The sequence below is a fragment of the Mesorhizobium sp. B2-5-13 genome, from assembly GCF_006440535.1.
GTDB classification, from domain to species: domain Bacteria; phylum Pseudomonadota; class Alphaproteobacteria; order Rhizobiales; family Rhizobiaceae; genus Mesorhizobium; species Mesorhizobium salmacidum.
In genome coordinates, this window is sequence record NZ_VFUI01000009.1 from 156987 (window position 1) to 175522 (window position 18536).

Sequence of the window (18536 nt, forward strand, 5' to 3'; positions counted from 1 at the left end):
CGCGCAGCCGAATTGCAGATGAAGAGATGACGCCATGAACGACAAACCTGCCATTCTCGAACTGAGGAACGTCAACAAGTCCTTCGGACCGATCGACGTCCTGCACGATATCTCGCTGAGGGTGCGCGCAGGCGAAGTGCTTTGCTTGCTCGGCGACAACGGAGCCGGCAAGTCGACCCTTATCAAAACCCTCGCCGGGGTCCACAAACCCAGCGGCGGCGAGATACTGATGGATGGTCAGCCTGTGACCTTCGTCGGTCCGAGTGACGCGCAGGGACGCGGAATCGCCACGGTGCACCAGTTCGGCGGCACGTTCCCACTGATGAGCATCGGGCGGTCTTTTTTCGTCGGCGTCGAGCCGACCAAAGGATGGGGACCGTTCAGGATCTACGACCGCAAGCGCGCCAACGACATTGCGGTGAAAGCGGTACGGGATTTCGGTATCACCCGTATTGATGACGGTGACCGCTTGGTTGGCGGCCTGTCAGGTGGCGAGCGCCAGTCGCTCGCCATTGCCCGCGCCGTGTATTTTGGAGCGCGCGTGCTGATCCTGGATGAGCCGACCGCGGCGCTCGGCGTCAAGCAGGCCTCCCACGTGCTGCGTATCGTCAATGAGGCCAAGAGGCGCGGCCTGGCGGTGGTCTTCATCACCCACCAAGTCATGCACGCCATGGCCGTCGGCGATCATTTCGCGGTGCTGATCCGTGGCGCCATCGCTGCCGATTTCCGCAAGGGCGAAAAGTCCCGCGAGGAGATCACGGATCTGATGGCTGGCGGCGAGACCATGGCTGACCTCGAAGCCCAGGTGGAGGGTTACATGGAGACCCATGAGGGGCATCCGCCGCCCCCGCAGGTGCTCGAGGTCCCAGCCGCTCACTAGACTTTCTTTGGGAGGCTATCACAGCGGCCCCGTAAACTCGAAAAGTAAAAAGCAGGACAGAAATGACAGTTCGCATTGCAGTGATCGGCGCCGGCTTGATGGGTGCGGATCATGCCAAGATAGTTGCCGAGGAACTGCCGGGCGCAACCCTTCAATTGGTTTGCGACATGGATGAGCAACGCGCTCGTCGCGTCGCCGATGCGTGCGGGGCCTTCGACATTGCCGTCGATCCCGAGGGCGCCATCGCGCGGCAAGACGTTGACGCCGTGATCATTGCGAGTCCCGATTTCACGCATGCGCCGCTCTCGATGGCCTGCATTGCCGCCGGCAAGCGGGTTCTGTGCGAAAAGCCGCTTTCACAAGCGTCGACCGACTGCATCGGGGTGATGGAAGCCGAACAGAAGGCGGGGGCGAAATTCATCCAGCTCGGATTCATGCGGCGCTACGATCGTTCCTACCAGGAGATGAAGCGGGCGCTTGATGATGGCCAACTCGGCCGGGCGCTGATGATGCACAATTTCCATCGCAACGTCGAAACGCCGGCGGCTGACTTCACCGGCGCGATGGCGATCACCAATTCAGCCCCACACGAATTCGATGTCGTGCGTTATGTGCTCGGGACGGAATATACCGCTATTTCCGCATTCCAGCCGAGCCGCTCGGATGCGCGTGTCGCGCCCGTCGTCATGGTGCTGGAAACAGTGGATGGCCAGCTCGTCAACATCGAGATCAACAACAACGCCGCCTACGGCTATGACGTCCGTGCCGAATTGATCGGTGAGAGGGGCAGCGTGGCGACCAACAATGTTGCCTATACCCGCACCGAGTCGGCGCTTACCCAAAGTACAGGTTACGACGCCGATTGGCGGACACGCTACTACGATGCCTACCGTCACCAGAACCGCGACTTCCTGCGCTTCGTCACGACCGGGGAGTTTCCGCTGACCGCCTCGGATTGCTGGGATGGATATTGCGCTGCCGTCGTTGCCGAGGCTGGCGTGAGGGCGTTGAAGGACGCCCGTCGAACGCCCATCCAGATGATTGCAAAGCCGGAGTTTTACGCGTGAAGCTGGGTTTCGTTTCAGACAGTCTCGGCGATTTGCCATTCGAGGCGGTGCTCGATCACGCCCAGCTCATGGGCGTATCCGGCATCGAGGTGAATACCTGTGGCTGGTCAACCGCTCCTCATTTCCGGCTTTCATCCATGCTCGGCAACAAGGAAGCCCAGAAGCGCTTCAAAGGTGCGTTCGAAGAACACGGGTTGGAGATCATCAGCCTGAACGCCAACGGCAATCCGTTGCATCCGACCGATCGCACCCAAGGCGAAGGGTTGAAAGATACGATCCGTGTCGCCGGCGAGATGGGCATTCGCACGGTCTGCACCATGAGCGGCCTGCCGGCCGGCAGTCCCAGCGATAGCATGCCGAACTGGGTTGTGTCCTCTTGGCCGCCGGAAACACAGACCATCCTCAAATATCAATGGGAAGAAAAGCTGATCCCCTTCTGGACCGAAATCGCTGCCCTGGCGAAGCAAAACGGCGTCGAGCGCATCGCGCTCGAGCTGCACGGTAATCAGTGTGTCTATAACGTGCCCTCGCTCCTGAAGCTTCGAGCAGCGGTCGGACCTGTCATTGGCGCCAATCTGGACCCCTCGCATCTGTTCTGGATGGGCGCTGACCCCCTCGCTGCCGCCGAAGCGCTGGGCGCGGCCGTTTATCATGTTCATGCCAAGGACACGCTGCTCAACCGACCCGTTCAGGCAACGACTTCGTTGCTTGAGAATGGCAGCCTCATGGACATTCCAGCGCGGTCCTGGAGCTACATCACCCTTGGGTTCGGCCATGGCGAGGAGTGGTGGCGACAGTTCTGCTATCGGCTCAAGATGGCTGGCTATGACGGCTGGCTTTCCATCGAGCACGAAGACGTACTTCTCAATTCGCTGGAGGGGCTGGAGAAGTCGGTCGCGCTACTCCAGGGCGTGATGCCGTCGGCCCCCGCAGATTTCAAACCACAAGATATCTGAAGAGGTATTCAATGCCCTGGGTCGACGCTTGCGCCGCAGATGAAATCGAAGCCGAGGAAGCCAAACGCTTCGAGAACGGCGGCCGCACTTTCGCAATCTTCCGCAACGACGCGGACGAGTATTACTGCACGGACGGGCTTTGCACGCATGAGAAGATCCACCTTGCTGACGGTCTCGTCATGGGGAACACGGTGGAGTGCCCCAAGCACGCTTCTGTTTTCGACTTTACGACCGGGGAAGTAGAGACGCCACCGGCCTGCGAGAACATCAAGACCTACAAGACGAAGGTCGAGAATGGCCGCGTCATGGTCGAGGTTTAAGTCATGACAGGTCAACGCTTTCAGCTCGCTGCCTGCGCCGAGATGCTTTGGCGTGACAAGCCTATCGAATGGCGCGCCGCTCGCCTGCACGAGATGGGATTCCAAGTCGGGCTGTGGAACTGGCGAGACCATGATCTGACAAAGCTGGAGAAATCAGGGGCGACCTTCTCCATCATGAACGGTTACCTGCGCGGCCGCCTGACCGATGACGAGGGCACGACCGAGCTGCTGAAAACCGCGCGCGAGACGGCACAGGTGGGAAAACGCCTTGGTGTCGAGCGGCTGAACCTCCACGGCACGGGCCTCGGGGAAGGTGGTCTGCCCGTCACACCGGTCGAGGTGGTCTCTGGCGCCATGTGGCTGAAGGCGCGCGATACTCTCAGCAGGATCGCGGACATGGCCGAGAAGGAGGGCGTCACCTTCACGTTGGAAAACCTCAATCTTCCTGTCGATCATCCTGGCGTGCCCTTCGGACGCGCGGAGGATACGCTGGCGCTGGTCTCATCGATCGACCATCCGCGCCTGCGCCTCAACCTGGATCTCTACCATGCGCAGATCGGCGAGGGGAACCTGATCGAACTCTGCCGAGCCTCCCTGCCGTGGATCGGCGAGGTGCAGGTCGCGGATGTACCTGGGCGCATGGAACCTGGCACCGGCGAGGTGAACTGGCACGCCATAGCCAAGGCACTGAAGGCGATGGGGTACTCAGGGCCAGTCGGGATGGAAGCCTTCGCCTCTGGCGATCCTGAAGCAGCGCTCGAAGCATTCCGCAACGCGTTCACGGTGTAAGACAATGGTCCACAGAAACACCCGCCCCACGGTCGCCGACGTTCGTGCCATGAAGGCGCGAGGGCAGAAAATCTCAATGCTCTACGTTACCACCATCGAAGAGGCCGCGGCGGCGAACGCGGCAGGCATCGACATGCTCTCCATCGAGGGCCGTTTCTTCTCCGCCGAAATGCGCGAAGCGGCTGGACGTTGCTTCGTGCAGGTGGGGCTACCTTACGGCGGCTGGGGGACTTTTGACGGCCGCCCCTTGGCAACGGCCGAGGACTATCTGCGCGCAGCCTTCCACTTTGCGGCCATGGGCGGCGACTGCTTCTATTGCGCGGCCGCCTACGACATTCAAAAGGCACTCTGTGACAACCATGTGCCGATCGTTGCGCATGTCGGACTTGTCCCTTCATACATCACCTGGACCGGGTTCCGCGCCGTGGGGAAGACTGCCCAGGAAGCTCTCAAGGTCTGGCAACAGGTAAAGCAGTTGGAAGCGATCGGCTGCTTCGGGGCCGAGCTCGAGGTCGTGCCGGACCAGGTCGGCGAATTCATTTCTAAAAACACGTCGATGATCATGCTTGGCATGGGGGCCGGTCCGGGTGCTGACGCCCAGTATCTGTTCGCGGAGGACATACTGGGCCACACCAATGGGCATAAGCCACGTCACGCCAAGACCTATCGCAATTTCGCGGCCGAGTTTGCACGACTCCAGCAAGAGCGGATTGCGGCATTCCAGGAATTCATCGCCGACGTCGGTTCCGGCGCATACCCGCAGCCACAGCACAATGTTTCGATCGCGGAGCCGGAATACGGTGAGTTCCTGGAGCAGGCAAAAGCTTGAACCAATTCCAGAAGCCTCTTTCAAATCGGGAGGGACGGCCTCGCCCCCATCGGTGGGCAGGTGCCTTCAAGGCTTTTCTCGCTGATTTAGAAGATCACCAGGCACAGCAAAGTTAGAGGACAACCATGCTCAAAGTCGGCCTTCTCGGTGCCGGACGTATCGCCGGCGTTCGCGCGACGGCTATCTCGTCGCATCCCGACAGCACGCTCATCGCGGTATCGGACATCAACACCGCAGCCGCGGAAAAGCTCGGCGGGCGTGACCGGGGCCAAGCCCACCTACTTCTTCCTGGAGCGCTACATGCCCGCGTAGGCGGCCGAATGGGCGGCTTTTGTCAGCGCGATCACGGAAGAAAAAGGCACCTCCAGCTACCCTGAATGACGGAGTTGCCGCCCTAGCGATGGCCGAGGCCGCGACGCTATCGGCGACGAGCGGCAACCCTGTCACCCTGGCGAGCGTGCTGGGCTAACGGTGTTGGCGCGGCGTCGGCAAGCCGCTCGCAGGATCAAACTGACACCATCGGCCGGGCCCGCCGCACAGGCAACGCGAAGGAATGCAAGCAACTCACGTCGGCCTAATGACCATTGCATGCCTGCTTTCCAACACCTGACAGCGTCTCGCCGACGGCTTCATGCGTAACTTCGCTCAGGAACAGAGCCAATGATGAATTTTGCACTTCGCGTCGAATGCCGCTCGACCAGGGGGATCGTCGCGGCGATCTCGACCTTCCTCGCGGACCAGTCCTGCAACATTACCGACAGTGCGCAGTTCGATGATGCCGACACCGGCAACTTCTTCATGCGGGTGAGTTTCCGCTCCGAAGGCGGATCGGGGCTGGAAGGACTCCGTTCGGGCTTCAAGGCAATCGCCTCGCAGTTCGGCATGGAAGCGGAGTTCTTCGACGAGGGCGTCAAGCGCAGGGTCATCATAATGGTCTCGCGCTTTGGCCATTGCCTCAACGATCTTCTCTATCGCTGGCGGATCGGTGCGCTTCCGATCGATATCGTCGCAGTGATTTCCAATCACATGGACTACCAGAAGGTCGTGGTGAACCACGACATCCAGTTTCACCTCATCAAGGTGACGAAAGAGAATAAGGCCGAGGCCGAAGCGCAGCAAATGCGCGTCGTCGAGGAGACGGGCGCTGAACTGGTCGTGCTGGCGCGATACATGCAGGTGCTGTCGGATGAGATGTGCCGGAAAATGTCGGGCCGCATCATCAACATCCACCATTCCTTCCTGCCGTCATTTAAGGGCGCCAATCCCTACAAGCAGGCGCACGACCGGGGCGTGAAGCTGGTCGGGGCCACGTCGCATTACGTGACGGCCGATCTGGACGAGGGGCCAATCATCGAGCAAGACACGATCCGCGTGACACATGCGCAGTCAAACGAGGACTATGTCAGCCTCGGCCGCGATGTCGAGGCACAGGTGCTTGCCCGAGCAATTCACGCTCATATCCACCGTCGGGTTTTCCTAAACGGGAACAAGACCGTCGTATTTCCTGCGTCGCCGGGGTCGTTTGCCTCAGAACGCTTGGGCTGACGAGGGTCGTGATCGCCAAATGGCACGGACTGAGTTTTGCGGGCATCTGGCCGCCGGTTCTTCGAAGTGTGGGAGCTTTCGAATGAAATCGCTCGGACTTAAGGACAAACCGAAGTCTCTTCACGAAATCAAAACGGCGATCGCGAAGCGCGAGGTTCGATTGAGCCCAGCCCTGGAGAAGGTGGCTCGGCAGGCACTCGAACGACCCGAGATAGTTGCATTTGAAAGCGCAGCCGAGATTGCCAACCGTTGCTCTGTTAGCACAACCGCGCTGACAAGACTTGCCCGTTGTTTTGGCTTCTCTACTTTTCGGGAAATGAAAAAGGTGTTCCAAGACAATCTGCGCTCTGGCAGTGCAAGGTTTGCCACCCAAGCTCCGAAAATTGTCCGCAGCGTTCAACCCGGTTAGCACGCCTGCAATTGACGAAAGTGGGCCGCGCTAGACTGGGCGCAAAGGTCGGCTACTAACCTGGTCATCGCGAAACCGGACGTTCCGTTTGCGTGAAGAGTTTCGGGCGCTGGCAGGCGTACGAAAGTCCCCGAGGAAGGAACCCGCGGGCCGCAGGCGATGGCTATGGGGATTTCGATCTGCGGCTGGTGTCGGCGATGGCGCGACCGCCGCCGGGAGACGCCGCGATTGATACGGGCATGCCGCATTGTTGCGCTTGCGCGCGATGTTGCCGGCTCGGCGCAGGTCCGGACGCGCCTTTCGGCGACGGTAGTCACCATGGACTCGCGTGGATACGTCGCCGGCGGCTGAGCGCCTGCAGCTGAAGGCTCGACCATGCCATGCCGGGTCATGGGACGTTCTCCCGGTTCGTCGCCGTTGCGTCCGGCGGTCCGCGCGGTTGCCTCCACCGTTCGAACGTCTCGATGACGATCATGCGTCCGCCGCAGCAAGGGCACGGCGGGCGGAAGTTGTCCGGATCGTCGAGGTTATCGTCATCGGGCGGCGCGGCGACGTCCAGGAATTGGCGGGCGAGCGCGAGGCAGTCCTTGCGAGAGCCGCCTGCGAGCAAGCCGTAGTGACGGATGCGATGGAAGCCGCGCGGCAGGACATGGAGCAGGAACCGACGAATGAACTCGTGAGGCACGAACCCGCTTCGCGGGAGGGTGCGAGCGGTGAGGTAAGTGTGATTGTTTAAGGCTCTGGGCAGGTAGAGCGTGCGATCCGACCATGGAGTTCCCTTCAACGAGAGGAACTTGCCATGGCTACCTTGTCGACCGACGCTCCGATCACGCCGCTTCGCCAGCGCATGCAGCAGGACATGCTGATGCGGGGCTTGGGACCGCATACGCAGCAGGATTACGTTCGTCAGGTCCGGCGCTTCGTCGCGTTCCTTGGCCGCGCTCCCGACACCGCCAAGACCGAGGACATCCGGCGCTTCCAGTTGCATCAGCATGAGAGTGGCGTCGGACCGGCGACGATCAACGGCGCGGTCTCGGCGCTGCGCTTCCTGTTCACGGTGACGCTGAAGCGGCGGGATCTGGCCCGCGCGCTGGTGATCACCCGATGTCCCCGCAAGCTGCCCGACGTGCTGAGCGTGGAGGAAGCGGCGCGGCTGCTCGAAGCTGCCCCAGGCATCAAGTACAAAGCCGCCCTCGGTGTCGCCTATGGCGCGGGACTGCGCGTGTCCGAGGTCGCGCACCTCAAGGTCGACGATATCGATAGCACACGCATGCTGATCCGCGTCGAGCAGGGCAGGGACGCAGGGACCGCAACGCGATCCATCGACGCTCGCCGGCTCCGTTTCGAGCCGGCGATGCGCTTCAGCGGGTCGGGCACTCTGGGCGGCGGGCAGATGATCCGCGGTGGGTCTGGCAGGTGCGCCGGGCTCAGTTGCTTGTCCTCGACGAATTGATCGAGGCCACGGAGCCGGGTCTGACCGCCCATGACCGCGCTCCTGCGCGCCCCGGTGCAAACGCGGCAGTCCTTGGGGCTGACTTCGTTCGCGGTTCTAAGGTATGAGCAGCAGCTTTCCAGTGGTCGTTCGGCTTTCCATGTCGGCATGGGCATTCGCCGCATCCGCCAGCCGATATTCGCCGCCGATCCTGATTTTGAGCTTGCCCTCGACGATCCAATGGAAGAGTCGGATCGAACGCGAGCGAAGCAGTTCCGGTGTATGGATATGATCAAAAAAGGTGGCGTAGCCGATCTTGATGCTCTTCGGCAGCGCCATAATGTCGATCGGGCCAGGACCGCCCAGGACGGGTCCGTACCAGCAGAAGGTGCCCGATCGGCGGAGCGCATCCAGCGAGCCTTGGAATGTCTTGGGACCGGAGCCATCATAGACCACATGCACCCCTTCGCCGCCCGACAGGCGAATTGCTTCGTCGGCGAATTGCCCTTCGGCATCTACAATGACGTGATCGGCGCCCGCCTCCTTGGCGATCGCCAGCTTGTCTGCCGAGGACACGCGGCCGATGACATGGCCGCCCCTCAGCTTGATGATTTGGGTAAGCAGCAGACCGACTCCACCAGCCGCGGCATGGACAAGCGCGATGTCGCCGGGCTGCACGGGATAGAAATCCGTCGCGAAATGGCTGGCTGTGAGGCCCTGCATCATCACAGCCGCCGCCGTGCGATCGTCGATCGCATCCGGTATCGGCACCAGCGCATCGGCCCGTATCACGGTCCTCTCGGCATAACTCCCCGGCGAATACACCCAGGCGACACGACGGGTCGGCCAAAGATCGCTGACCCCATCACCGACCGCGATCACGCGGCCAGCGCCCTCTACGCCCAAAATCTTCGGATCCGGCACGTCGGTCCAGGCAAGTCCGCGCCTAACGCCCGTGTCCATGAAGTTCACGCCAGCCGCAGCGACTTCAACCAGGGCTTCTCCCGGACCTGGCGTTGGCTCGAGCATGTCGACAAACTTGATGACGTCCGGCCCGCCCCATCGGTTCATCACGACGGCTTTCATCGCGATGCCTCCGCTGCTGCCTTTTCGATCAGCCGAGCGACAGGTTCAGGGTTCGAAACCATCACCGCATGCGAGGCGCCTTTGACCACCACGGTCTTGCGCGCGTGCGCTCGTTCGGCCATGAAGGCGGAAGCTTGGGGTGGGATGTTCTTGTCCTTGTTGCCGTAGATGAACCAGCTCGGAATCTTCTTCCACGCCGCCGCGGTCTGGGCCTCGTTCAGCGCCGCTTCCGTGATAGGCCGTTGCGTGGCAGCCATCAGCTTTGCCTCGGGGATAGAAACGTCGGTTGCAAACTGGTCGCGGAACTTCTCCTGCCGGATGTAGAGATCCTTGCCGCCGCCTGACAGCGGAACGGGTGGAGCGAGCGTGGGCGCAAGAGTGCTGCCTGGGAACTTGCCCGCAAGCCCGGCGGCCGTCTCGCCGACCTCCGGTGCAAACGCCGCAACATAGACGAGCGCCCTGACATTGGCATGGCCATCGGCGGTTTCGCTAATGACCGAGCCGCCGTAGGAATGTCCGACCAGAATGACAGGCGATGTAATGCCGGATACGATATCGGCAACATATTGAGCGTCAGTGGCGACACCCCGCAGGGGATTGGCAGCGGCCACAACGGGGTAACCATCCTTCTCGAGGATCTTGACGACTCCGTTCCAGCTCGATGAGTCGGCGAACGCGCCGTGAACCAGAACGATGGTGGGCTGAACAGTGGTGGGCTTTTCTGACTGCGCGTAAACGCTGCCTGATACGGACATGGCGATTGCCAATCCTGCGAGCAGTCTTGTCATCTCACATAACCTTTCGATGGTTTTGTTGGTGTAGTGCCATTGCGATGGTCGCAGGGCTAAATATTTGGGTCTTTCAGAGAGTTCTTTGGCTAAGGCTGCGGCGAGCCGACCCGCTGCGGAATATTCATCCGGCATCGCTGCGAAGACGGATTACGCAATGGTCGCAACCACACACCGCAGGCGGTGGACAGGTTTCATCGGGAAGCCGCTTGACAGGTTGTCAAAACTTGCCGACGTCGATGACCGCCTGCGCAAAGGCCTGTGGAGCCTCCTGCGGCAGGTTGTGACCGATGCCGCCTGAGATCAGCCGGTGTTCGTATTTGCCGGAGAACTTCTTGGCGTAATTTGCCGGATCCGGATGCGGCGCGCCGTTTGCGTCGCCCTCCATCGTAATCGTCGGTACACCGATCGCCGGAAACGCCGCAAGCTTTTGTTCCAAGCCATCATATTTTGGCTCACCTGGCGCCAAACCGAGTCGCCAGCGATAGTTATGGATAGAGATCGCGACGTGGTCGGGGTTGTCGAACGCGGGAGCGGAGCGTTCAAAAGTTACATCGTCGAAAGCCCATTTGGGTGAGGCGAGCGCCCAGATGAGGCGCGTGAATTCGCGGGTGTATTTCTCGTAACCCGCCCGTCCCCGTTCAGTGGCGAAGTAATATTGGTACCACCACTGCAATTCGGCCTTCGGCGGCAGCGGCGCCTGGTTCACCTGCTGACTGCCGATGAGATAGCCGCTGACTGACACCATGGCCTTGCAGCGCTCAGGCCAGAGCGCGGCGATGACGTTGGCTGTGCGCGCGCCCCAGTCATAGCCGGCGATGACCGCTTTCTGGATGTCCAGCACATTCATCAACGCAACGATGTCGGATGCAAGCGCCGCCTGCTGACCGTTCCTAGGTGTTGCGTCCGACAGGAACCGCGTCGTACCGTAACCGCGCAAATATGGCACGATGACCCGGTACCCTGCGTTGGCAAGCAGCGGCGCGACATCGACATAGCTGTAAATGTCGTAGGGCCATCCGTGCAGAAGGATCACCGGCGGGCCGTCCGCAGGACCGTCCTCGGCATATCCGACGCTCAGCAGATCCGCGTCGGTCTGCTTCATTGAGGAGAACGAGGTCCGTGCCTTCAGCATGGGGGAGACTGTCCTTTTAGACCCGTCGCCCTGCGCCTCCGCAACCACGATCGCGCCAAGTTGTGCCGCGGCGATTGTCGCGGCAGCAACGCCGAAGAGGCGACGCCGATGGTGATTGATTTCTTCCGGGTTTTTGATCGCGTTCATTGGTGCACCGCCCTGTCGTGATGACATTTTGCCGAGAGTGACATGCAAGATCGATCGATGTGATCGGTAGCTAAGCGAGGCTGATTGCGACTTCGATATTGCCGCGCGTGGCCTTCGAGTAGGGGCAGTTCTGATGTGCTGCCTCTACAACAGCCTTGGCAACGTCGCGGTCGAGCCCGGGTACGCTCACATTGAGGCGCGCGCCGAGGAAGAAGGCACCGTCGGCAGTGTTCAGATCCACCTCTGCGTCAATTGCGAGGTCGGCGGGCAGCCTGACGTTCATTTTGCGGGCGGCAATTGCCATTGCGCCCTCGAAGCAGGCCGACCAGCCGGCTGCGAACAGCTGCTCCGGATTGGCGCCGCCGCCCGGTCCGCCGGGCGTGGAAAGCCTGACGTCCAGTCGACCGTCGGAACTGCGGGATGTGCCGTCCCTACCGCCAGTGGTGCGGACCTTGGCGGTATACAGGAGCTTTTCAGATTGGGTCATGATGTCTGGGTCCTTCGCAAAAGGGCACTTTGAATTCGATTTGGAAATTGGCGCGTGGCTTCGCTCTCCACGAGCATGGAAAACGCACTTAAAGGGCTTGCGGCCCAAGCAAGTTTTGCGGCACGAGCGATAGCGACACTGCAAGCATGATCATTCTCCCTGGGCCGGTCAGCAAACGTTCTTGCTGCTTCCACACATAGAGAGAGATCGCCCGGAGCACCCGTTATACACTATGATGCGGTGTTAGCGCTCGCCAGTGCCGCCCGTCCTGGAACTGGGCCTGAGCTGCTTTCCTGTCCTGCCCCAATCGTCCCTCGGGGCCACGAAATCGACTTTTTGCTCCATAGGTAGTGGACTTGGAACCGCGTCTGACCAGCCAACAAAAAGCAATAAAGAATGATGCTATGATATCGCCAGCCGCGCAGACGAGCGACAGGATATCGTTTGGTCCCTTTACGCTGGCGGCGGGCGAGAGGCTCCTGCTGCGGCAAGGCGCGCCTGTCAATCTGGGCGCGCGCTCTTTCGACATCCTTACAGCCTTGGCTGCGCGCCCCAACGAAATCGTCAGCAAGAAGGACCTGCTGGCCCATGTCTGGCCCGACGTTACCGTCGAAGAAGGCAGTTTGCGGTTTCAAATCGCCAACCTCAGAAAGGCGTTGGGCGATGGCGCGGACGGCGCGCGCTACATCGCTACTTTGACGGGGCGCGGCTACTGCTTTGTGGCCCCGGTCTCGCGATCGGATGGTCAAGACAATGGGCAAAGGGATGTCGTCGCCAGCTATCCGCAAGCCAATCTGCCAAGCCGCCTGATCCGGATGGTCGGCCGGACTGACGACACAGTCCGACTTTCAACTCAACTGGCCGAGACGCGTTTCGTTACGATCGTCGGCACGGGCGGTGTCGGCAAGACCGCTGTTGTTGTGGCGGTGGGCCACGATCTGGTCGAAGCATTCTCGGGTGCCGTGCATTTCGTCGATCTCGGGGCGGTGAGTGATCCGGGCTTGGTTGCGACGACGGTGGCCTCGACGCTAGGGCTGTCTCTTCAGTCCGAAGACGCGACCCCCAGTCTGCTCGCCTACCTTGCAGACAAGCGGATCCTCCTGATTCTTGACACTTGCGAGCATGTCATTGACGCCGCGGCGGACTTGGCGGCCCGCATCTTCGCCGCCGCACCGCAAGCCCACCTGCTGGCAACGAGCCGCGAGCCCCTTCAAGTCGAAGGGGAGCACGTTTACAAGCTGGAGCCGCTCGCATGCGCGCCTGCCGATCTGGAACTCACCGCGTCCACTGCGCGCCGCTTCCCTGCGATCCAACTGTTCCTGGAACGCGCTGCCGCGAGCGGTGCCGGGCTTGATCTCCAAGATGCGGATGCCGCCATCGTGGCCGGTATCTGCCGCAAGCTCGACGGCGTGCCGCTCGCGATTGAGCTGGCGGCTGGACGGGTTGCGACTTATGGCCTGCAGAAAACCGCCGAACTTCTCAACGAACGGCTGACGCTATTGTGGCCGGGACAACGTACCGCGCCGCCGCGGCAGAAGACCCTCCAGGCCACTTTGGACTGGAGCTACGGACTGCTATCGGAGTTCGAGCGTCTTCTGCTTCGCCGGCTCGCGATCTTTGTTGGCCACTTTTCGATCGAGGCCGCCCTGGAAGTTGTGACGAGCGCAACCGTCGATGACGCACTCGTATTTGGCGCTATCGACAGCCTGGTCGCCAAGTCGATGATAGCGGCAAGGCCTGCCGGGGCAACGATGCGTTACCGCCTGCTCGACACGACGCGAGCCTACGCCCTTCAGCTCGACGTCGACGATGCCGAGCACGCGAGCCTAGCCGCGCGTCACGCGACGCATTATCTGCGCTGGCTGGAGGAGACAGGAGCCGAGTGGCCTACTTTGTCGAGCGGCGTACAACGGTCATTTCACCTAGCGGGCCTTGCCAATGTGCGAGCGGCTCTGGACTGGTGCTTCGGACTTGACGGGAACACTGACATCGGCGTCCGTCTGGCTGCCGCGGCGGCCTCCTTTTTTCTGTCGATGTCCTTGCTCACCGAGTGTCATCGCTGGGCGGCGCAGGCGGTTGTTACTCTTGACGATACTACTAGAGGCGGATTGGAGGAGATGCATCTTCAGGCAGCCCTTGGGGTCTCCCTGATGTTCACGCGTGGTGGAAGAGATGCGGCGCGCGTGGCATTGAACAGAAGCCTGGTCATTGCCGACCGACGTGGCGAGGCGCTCGATCAGCTTCGGATTCTAGGCCCGCTGCAAATGTTTCACCTGCGTACGGGAGAGTTCAGGACCGCGTTGCATTATGCGGAGCGCTGTTCCGTCATTGCGGGAACGCTTGAGGATTCGGTCTCCACCACTTTGGCGCATTCCTTGATGGGGATTTCGCTTCACCTCAGCGGAGAGCTCGGCCGTGCCCAGACCGCGCTCGAAGCGGCGTTGCGATACGGGCCGCGCTCCAATCGAACCACGACGAACTATCTCGGCTTTGACGGCAAGATTCTGGCGGGATCGATTTTGGCAAGGACACTGTGGCTGCAAGGCCATCCTGATCGGGCCGCGCAGCGCGCGCTGCTGACGATTGAGGAGGCGGAAGTCCTGAACCATCCCCTGTCTCTCTCCATTGCACTTGTCTGGGCGATTTCCGTGTTCCTCTGGATCGGCAAGCTGGAGCTCGCTGAGAAACATATCAATCGTCTTTTCTCTCGTGCCGAATTTCATTCTCTCGGGCCCTATCTCGCACTGGGAGGCGGCTTCACAGGGGAGATCGCCATTCGTCGCGGCAGCCCAAGCAGCGGTGTCGAAGGCCTTCGACGCTGCCTTGCCGAACTCCACGCCGCGCCTTACGAACTGCTCACCACGCCGCTCAATATCTCGTTTGTTCTGGGCCTGGCTGCGGCGGGCCGATCCGCGGAGGCACTTTCGCTGATCGAGGAGACGATCCGTGACGTCGAGGCAAGCGGCGATCTTTGCTATATGCCGGAACTGCTGCGCGTAAAGGGAACCCTTGTTCTCGCGGCCCCGCGCCCTGGCGCCGACGAAGAGGCCGAAATGTGTTTTCGGCGGTCGTTGGAACTCAGTGATCGTCAAGGCGCGCGGGCATGGGAGCTGCGGACCGCTGTCGACCTTGCTTCCCTGCTGGCCGCTCGGGGACAACACAGGGACGCACGGGCTCTTCTCCTGCCGATTTTCGCGCGCTTCGGGGAAGGCTTGGAGACAGCAGACCTGAGGTCAGCCGCAGGCGTGCTGGCAACGCTGAAATAGGTGTGAGCTTTCGGGAGATTGTCCGTTCGGACCGGACCCAGGAGACTGTCGAGGAAGGCCAATGGTCCGGCTCCTTCAAACGGAAAGCGACGCTTGGCCAACCATAGTCGGGCGCTCCTTCGGAGCTACCATCCGGTGTGGGCTATTCTGTAGACAGTGACTTTCCCGAGCATATGGATTTCAGACTGCGGGCGAACAATGAAACGTTCCCAAAGTAATTCGGGTATATGTCGACAAGCTTTTCGACCTTATCCACCTCGACCAAGGCAACCGTCCAATCAATTCCCCTTAGCGCGATTTTCTTCTCTATTTCTTCCAATTTCCGCGCCCCCATGATGAGAGTTCGGAATGGTTGAATGGTAACGTTCTGATCCGCTCTATATTGTACCAAATGATGCCGAAAATGTCCCGTTGTCTGTACGAAGCTCTCTGAGCGGAGGGTAAGATTCGTGATATCTGCCAGTATACTTGTTGCACCGATACGCCTGTTGATATCCCGCAGTTCCCGCACTCGGTCATCGCGATCCGGAACACCGACGTCAATGGGACACTGCTCAACCTGCGCGAATTCCGCCGACATAAGCTGGAAAAGACGTAGCCAATCCTGCTCGCCGTTTCCGTGCTTCAAATCCTGGCGCTGGAACAGCCCGACGGCCTCAACTGCAGTTGCCCATGAGTGCTGAAGTGTGGTCCGAACTTGCAATTCGATGCGTCGTCCCTCGAAAGCCTGGGTGTGGGCAGCTCTGGGTCGGTACTGGAAAACAATATGGTGACTTCGATAGCCGTCCGGCTTCGGCTCATCGATATAGTTAAATTCCCGACAGTGCATCTCATGGGGGAACTTGTCTCGCATCGATTCGAGAAGCAAGCGGACGCTATTGATATCGGGCATGATCGCTCGGCAGCCGCCGATATCGTTCATGGTGTCCAAATTGGTGGTGGACTCTCGAAGCTTCCGACAAATGGATGCCAGACGCTTCGGACGCGATGCCATGTCGCCCTTCAATCGCAGGGCTTTCATGTGGTGACCGACAGAGAATCGAACGCTCCGCATCGGCAGAAAGTGCGAGTCGCGCCAGCTATTGGCGATTGAGAAGATTCGCATCGTGTCCACGTACTGGCCGGCAGTGGTGTCTTGTCCGAGCTGCATAGGTTTTGCCAGCCGGTCGCCTGCCTTGCGAACGGCTTGCATACTGTATTTGAGGCGCGGGTACTCAGTCATTGGACCACAAAGGCCGCCTCATTCTGAACTGGGCGGGACGACCGCAGGAGAATCGGATCTCATGTATCGTACCGCTTTGTATCCCTCGAGTCCGCTCAGAGCGGCTGGATCGAAGCCACAAGACCTCGACGGTGCCTCCTTGAGTTGCCTCTGCGGTGACTCACCGGCCCCGGTAGCTTGGGCGCACGCAACGTCGCAACCATGCAGTTGCCGTCGCGTACTAAATGGGCCTCTCGAGTGTCCTTCCTGTTGCCTGTGGTGCCACACATGTTTTGGGTAGCGGGCGAAGGGCCGGAGGGAACCTCATGCTCGTGACACCAGGCGGATCGGAGCGCTCTTCTTGGGTGTCGCCGCCGGCACCCTCGCCATTGCCGACATGCCGCCGTCTTCGAGCCGGGCATCTCTACGGCCTTGAACTCGTCGGCCCGGCTCCTTCGAACGGTTGAAACCTATTGCAAATGCCCGGATGGGCCATTCTCGGTTGCGGCTTGTCGGTTCACGTTCAGGCCATCTGAGTTCACCTCGTGATGAACCTCCCAGCGAAAGCGCCACCTTTGCGCTTGCCTTGAAGGCATCCTATTCTGGAGGAATAGCATCCGCTCGTGGGCACAGAATGTCGGTACTGCCTTTCTTGAGAATTCACGCGCCGCTAAACGCGGTGCTGGCTGCGCCTGGGCTACTGGCGGTGGCCGCGCTCACCATGCCGGACATGTCCGCACGAAGCAGGCTGGCTCTGACTGCCGTGCTGGCGGTCATTTGGGGCGCTTATCTCCTGCAGATGGCCGAGACTCTGATCAAGCACTGGGCGGGAGACCTTCGGGACAGGACGCCGGCAATCGCCATTGATATGCTCGCGGTTTTGGTTCCACTCGCTGCATTTCTGCTCGAAGGCACGCCCGACCGGAGCCTCTACTGTGCTATCTGGCTGCTCAAACCGCTGCGCGACTCGACCTTCTTCCCGGTACTCGGCAGGGTGCTGGCCAACGAAGCGCGTAACCTGATCGGCGTCACCACGCTTTTCGGCGTCGTTCTGTTCGGTGTCGCGCTCGCGGCCTTTGTCATCGAGCGCCACATCCAACCGGAAAAGTTCGGCAGCATCCCTCAGGCAATGTGGTGGGCGGTGGTCACGCTGTCCACCACCGGTTATGGCGACGCCATTCCGCAAAGTTTCGCCGGCCGCGTCCTTGCTGGGGCAGTCATGATGTGTGGCATCGGCGTCTTCGCGCTGTGGGCCGGCATTCTTGCCTCCGGCTTCTATCAAGAAATCCGTCGCGAGGATTTCGTCCGCAATTGGCAATTGGTCGCCGCTGTGCCGTTGTTTCAGAAGCTGGGCCCGGCCGCGCTGGTCGAGATCGTGCGCGCCTTGAGGCCTCGTAGTTTGCCGGCCGGCGCCGTGATCTGCCGAAGGGGCGAGACCGGGGATCGGATGTTCTTTGTTGTGGAGGGGCGGGTGAGCGTCGTGATGTCGAACCCGGTGGAGCTTGGCCCTGGCGCCTTCTTCGGCGAGATGGCGCTGATGAGCGGCGAACCGCGTACGGCGACCGTCAGCGCCGCAACGGCGGTCTCACTCCTGTCGCTGCACGCGGCGGATTTCCAGATGCTATGCAGCAGTAGCCCGGAAATCGCGGAAATAATCCGCAAGACCGCGCGCGAGCGGCACGGCACGGCACCGACGGCTTGACCGTACCAAGGTGTTCGTCAGGAGGAGGGCGCGATGGCAAGGCTGTCCAACTGCTTGTCGAGAATGGCTGGCTGGAAGGGTCGTCATTGAGACGACGGGCCGCGGGCAGCCGCTTGGGGTCATGTTGCGTTGCGCCAAGTTCTCAACTGAACGACCGCCACCAAATGCCGGGGCTAAACATCAGGTGCCTCCCCCAAGGCCAGGCGCGCGGCAGCAACAACATTGGCGAGCTTACCAGTTAACAGAGTATCTATCGGGGGGTTCCCGCCAAGCTTGTCCGTCGGTGCCATCAACCATTTCCGGGCAAGCCGATGGTCGCCAAACATCGCGATCAATTCGGCTATCCCATCTGCAGGGCGAGCATCGACAAACTGCTTCAACGGCAATTCTAAGGGCCGGCTTGCCGATTGTCGGATCGTGCTCAAGAAGAATTTTCGACGCGGCGGCAGCCACCGTATTTTCCAGTCTCGGTCGGCTGGCCTGCTTAACAAGGTTTC

The 18536-nt window shown here is 60.8% G+C and carries 16 protein-coding genes and 1 pseudogene; 11 read left to right on the forward strand and 6 right to left on the reverse strand.

Translation table 11 applies throughout. The features are described 5' to 3' along the window. Positions 1-34 precede the first annotated feature (34 nt). From FJ434_RS17290 to FJ434_RS17330, 8 genes are all read left to right on the forward strand, one after another. Positions 35-880 carry an ATP-binding cassette domain-containing protein gene (locus FJ434_RS17290; protein WP_140504538.1) on the forward strand — a complete coding sequence of 282 codons (846 nt, stop codon included), beginning with the start codon at positions 35-37 and terminating at the stop codon, positions 878-880. 62 nt (positions 881-942) lie between these two features. Continuing rightward, positions 943-1947, forward strand: coding sequence for a Gfo/Idh/MocA family oxidoreductase (locus FJ434_RS17295; RefSeq protein ID WP_140717336.1), 1005 nt, complete (start codon positions 943-945; stop codon positions 1945-1947). Next, a complete protein-coding gene (locus FJ434_RS17300; protein ID WP_140748431.1) occupies positions 1944-2903 on the forward strand; it encodes a sugar phosphate isomerase/epimerase in 960 nt (319 codons plus the stop codon). The genes FJ434_RS17295 and FJ434_RS17300 overlap by 4 nt, the downstream gene beginning before the upstream one ends. An 11-nt stretch (positions 2904-2914) precedes the next feature. Then, positions 2915-3223 (forward strand): MocE family 2Fe-2S type ferredoxin, encoded by a 309-nt coding sequence (locus tag FJ434_RS17305; RefSeq protein WP_140504532.1) that lies wholly within the window; start codon positions 2915-2917, stop codon positions 3221-3223. Between the two features lie 3 nt (positions 3224-3226). Next, positions 3227-4012 carry a TIM barrel protein gene (locus tag FJ434_RS17310; protein ID WP_140748434.1) on the forward strand — a complete coding sequence of 262 codons (786 nt, stop codon included), beginning with the start codon at positions 3227-3229 and terminating at the stop codon, positions 4010-4012. A gap of 4 nt (positions 4013-4016) precedes the next feature. Beyond that, positions 4017-4841: a 3-methyl-2-oxobutanoate hydroxymethyltransferase gene (locus FJ434_RS17315; RefSeq protein ID WP_140748437.1), complete on the forward strand. Its 825-nt coding sequence runs from the start codon at positions 4017-4019 to the stop codon at positions 4839-4841. A 660-nt stretch (positions 4842-5501) separates the two neighbouring features. Further along, a complete protein-coding gene (purU, locus tag FJ434_RS17325) occupies positions 5502-6386 on the forward strand; it encodes a formyltetrahydrofolate deformylase (protein ID WP_140504526.1) in 885 nt (294 codons plus the stop codon). A gap of 82 nt (positions 6387-6468) precedes the next feature. Beyond that, on the forward strand, positions 6469-6795 hold the full coding sequence (locus FJ434_RS17330) for a MurR/RpiR family transcriptional regulator (RefSeq protein ID WP_140748440.1): 327 nt from the start codon (positions 6469-6471) through the stop codon (positions 6793-6795). 388 nt (positions 6796-7183) lie between these two features. Here the strand turns inward: FJ434_RS17330 and FJ434_RS17340 are convergent. Further along, positions 7184-7471, reverse strand: a pseudogene (locus FJ434_RS17340) (transposase); the annotation flags it as partial. 123 nt (positions 7472-7594) lie between these two features. Here FJ434_RS17340 and FJ434_RS17345 point away from each other — a divergent pair. Then, positions 7595-8248, forward strand: a complete 654-nt coding sequence (locus FJ434_RS17345) for a phage integrase N-terminal SAM-like domain-containing protein (RefSeq protein WP_246673738.1) — start codon at positions 7595-7597, stop codon at positions 8246-8248. A 96-nt stretch (positions 8249-8344) separates the two neighbouring features. Here FJ434_RS17345 and FJ434_RS17350 read toward each other — a convergent pair whose 3' ends face one another. From FJ434_RS17350 to FJ434_RS17365, 4 genes are all read right to left on the reverse strand, one after another. Then, the gene (locus FJ434_RS17350; protein WP_140748443.1) at positions 8345-9313 is read right to left on the reverse strand and encodes a quinone oxidoreductase; all 969 of its coding nucleotides are present in this window, start codon (positions 9311-9313) and stop codon (positions 8345-8347) included. Next, positions 9310-10101, reverse strand: a complete 792-nt coding sequence (locus FJ434_RS17355; protein WP_140504518.1) for an alpha/beta hydrolase — start codon at positions 10099-10101, stop codon at positions 9310-9312. Before FJ434_RS17355 ends, FJ434_RS17350 begins: the two co-directional genes overlap by 4 nt. 220 nt (positions 10102-10321) lie before the next feature. Then, positions 10322-11383, reverse strand: a complete 1062-nt coding sequence (locus tag FJ434_RS17360) for an alpha/beta hydrolase (RefSeq protein WP_140748446.1) — start codon at positions 11381-11383, stop codon at positions 10322-10324. Positions 11384-11453: 70 nt separating this feature from the next. Then, positions 11454-11870, reverse strand: a complete 417-nt coding sequence (locus FJ434_RS17365; protein WP_140748449.1) for an organic hydroperoxide resistance protein — start codon at positions 11868-11870, stop codon at positions 11454-11456. A 404-nt stretch (positions 11871-12274) separates the two neighbouring features. Between FJ434_RS17365 and FJ434_RS17370 the strand changes: the two genes are divergently transcribed. Then, positions 12275-15136 carry a winged helix-turn-helix domain-containing protein gene (locus FJ434_RS17370; RefSeq protein ID WP_140748584.1) on the forward strand — a complete coding sequence of 954 codons (2862 nt, stop codon included), beginning with the start codon at positions 12275-12277 and terminating at the stop codon, positions 15134-15136. 142 nt (positions 15137-15278) lie between these two features. Here FJ434_RS17370 and FJ434_RS17375 read toward each other — a convergent pair whose 3' ends face one another. Further along, entirely contained in the window at positions 15279-16358 is a 1080-nt protein-coding gene (locus FJ434_RS17375) for a RelA/SpoT domain-containing protein (RefSeq protein ID WP_246678294.1), read from the reverse strand. 613 nt (positions 16359-16971) lie between these two features. Between FJ434_RS17375 and FJ434_RS17380 the strand changes: the two genes are divergently transcribed. Then, complete coding sequence (locus FJ434_RS17380) at positions 16972-18039, forward strand: cyclic nucleotide-gated potassium channel (protein ID WP_140748452.1); 1068 nt, start codon at positions 16972-16974, stop codon at positions 18037-18039. Positions 18040-18536 lie beyond the last annotated feature (497 nt).

What these genes read in the sequence shown, in the direction of transcription:
- purU (WP_140504526.1), top strand. Translation starts at nt 5,502, where the DNA reads ATGATGAATTTTGCACTTCGCGTCGAATGCCGCTCGACCAGGGGGATC.
- FJ434_RS17360 (WP_140748446.1), bottom strand. Translation starts at nt 11,383, where the DNA reads ATGAACGCGATCAAAAACCCGGAAGAAATCAATCACCATCGGCGTCGC.
- FJ434_RS17355 (WP_140504518.1), bottom strand. Translation starts at nt 10,101, where the DNA reads ATGACAAGACTGCTCGCAGGATTGGCAATCGCCATGTCCGTATCAGGC.
- FJ434_RS17365 (WP_140748449.1), bottom strand. Translation starts at nt 11,870, where the DNA reads ATGACCCAATCTGAAAAGCTCCTGTATACCGCCAAGGTCCGCACCACT.
- FJ434_RS17310 (WP_140748434.1), top strand. Translation starts at nt 3,227, where the DNA reads ATGACAGGTCAACGCTTTCAGCTCGCTGCCTGCGCCGAGATGCTTTGG.
- FJ434_RS17370 (WP_140748584.1), top strand. Translation starts at nt 12,275, where the DNA reads ATGATATCGCCAGCCGCGCAGACGAGCGACAGGATATCGTTTGGTCCC.
- FJ434_RS17305 (WP_140504532.1), top strand. Translation starts at nt 2,915, where the DNA reads ATGCCCTGGGTCGACGCTTGCGCCGCAGATGAAATCGAAGCCGAGGAA.
- FJ434_RS17330 (WP_140748440.1), top strand. Translation starts at nt 6,469, where the DNA reads ATGAAATCGCTCGGACTTAAGGACAAACCGAAGTCTCTTCACGAAATC.
- FJ434_RS17375 (WP_246678294.1), bottom strand. Translation starts at nt 16,358, where the DNA reads ATGACTGAGTACCCGCGCCTCAAATACAGTATGCAAGCCGTTCGCAAG.
- FJ434_RS17315 (WP_140748437.1), top strand. Translation starts at nt 4,017, where the DNA reads ATGGTCCACAGAAACACCCGCCCCACGGTCGCCGACGTTCGTGCCATG.
- FJ434_RS17290 (WP_140504538.1), top strand. Translation starts at nt 35, where the DNA reads ATGAACGACAAACCTGCCATTCTCGAACTGAGGAACGTCAACAAGTCC.
- FJ434_RS17380 (WP_140748452.1), top strand. Translation starts at nt 16,972, where the DNA reads ATGTCGGTACTGCCTTTCTTGAGAATTCACGCGCCGCTAAACGCGGTG.
- FJ434_RS17295 (WP_140717336.1), top strand. Translation starts at nt 943, where the DNA reads ATGACAGTTCGCATTGCAGTGATCGGCGCCGGCTTGATGGGTGCGGAT.
- FJ434_RS17350 (WP_140748443.1), bottom strand. Translation starts at nt 9,313, where the DNA reads ATGAAAGCCGTCGTGATGAACCGATGGGGCGGGCCGGACGTCATCAAG.
- FJ434_RS17345 (WP_246673738.1), top strand. Translation starts at nt 7,595, where the DNA reads ATGGCTACCTTGTCGACCGACGCTCCGATCACGCCGCTTCGCCAGCGC.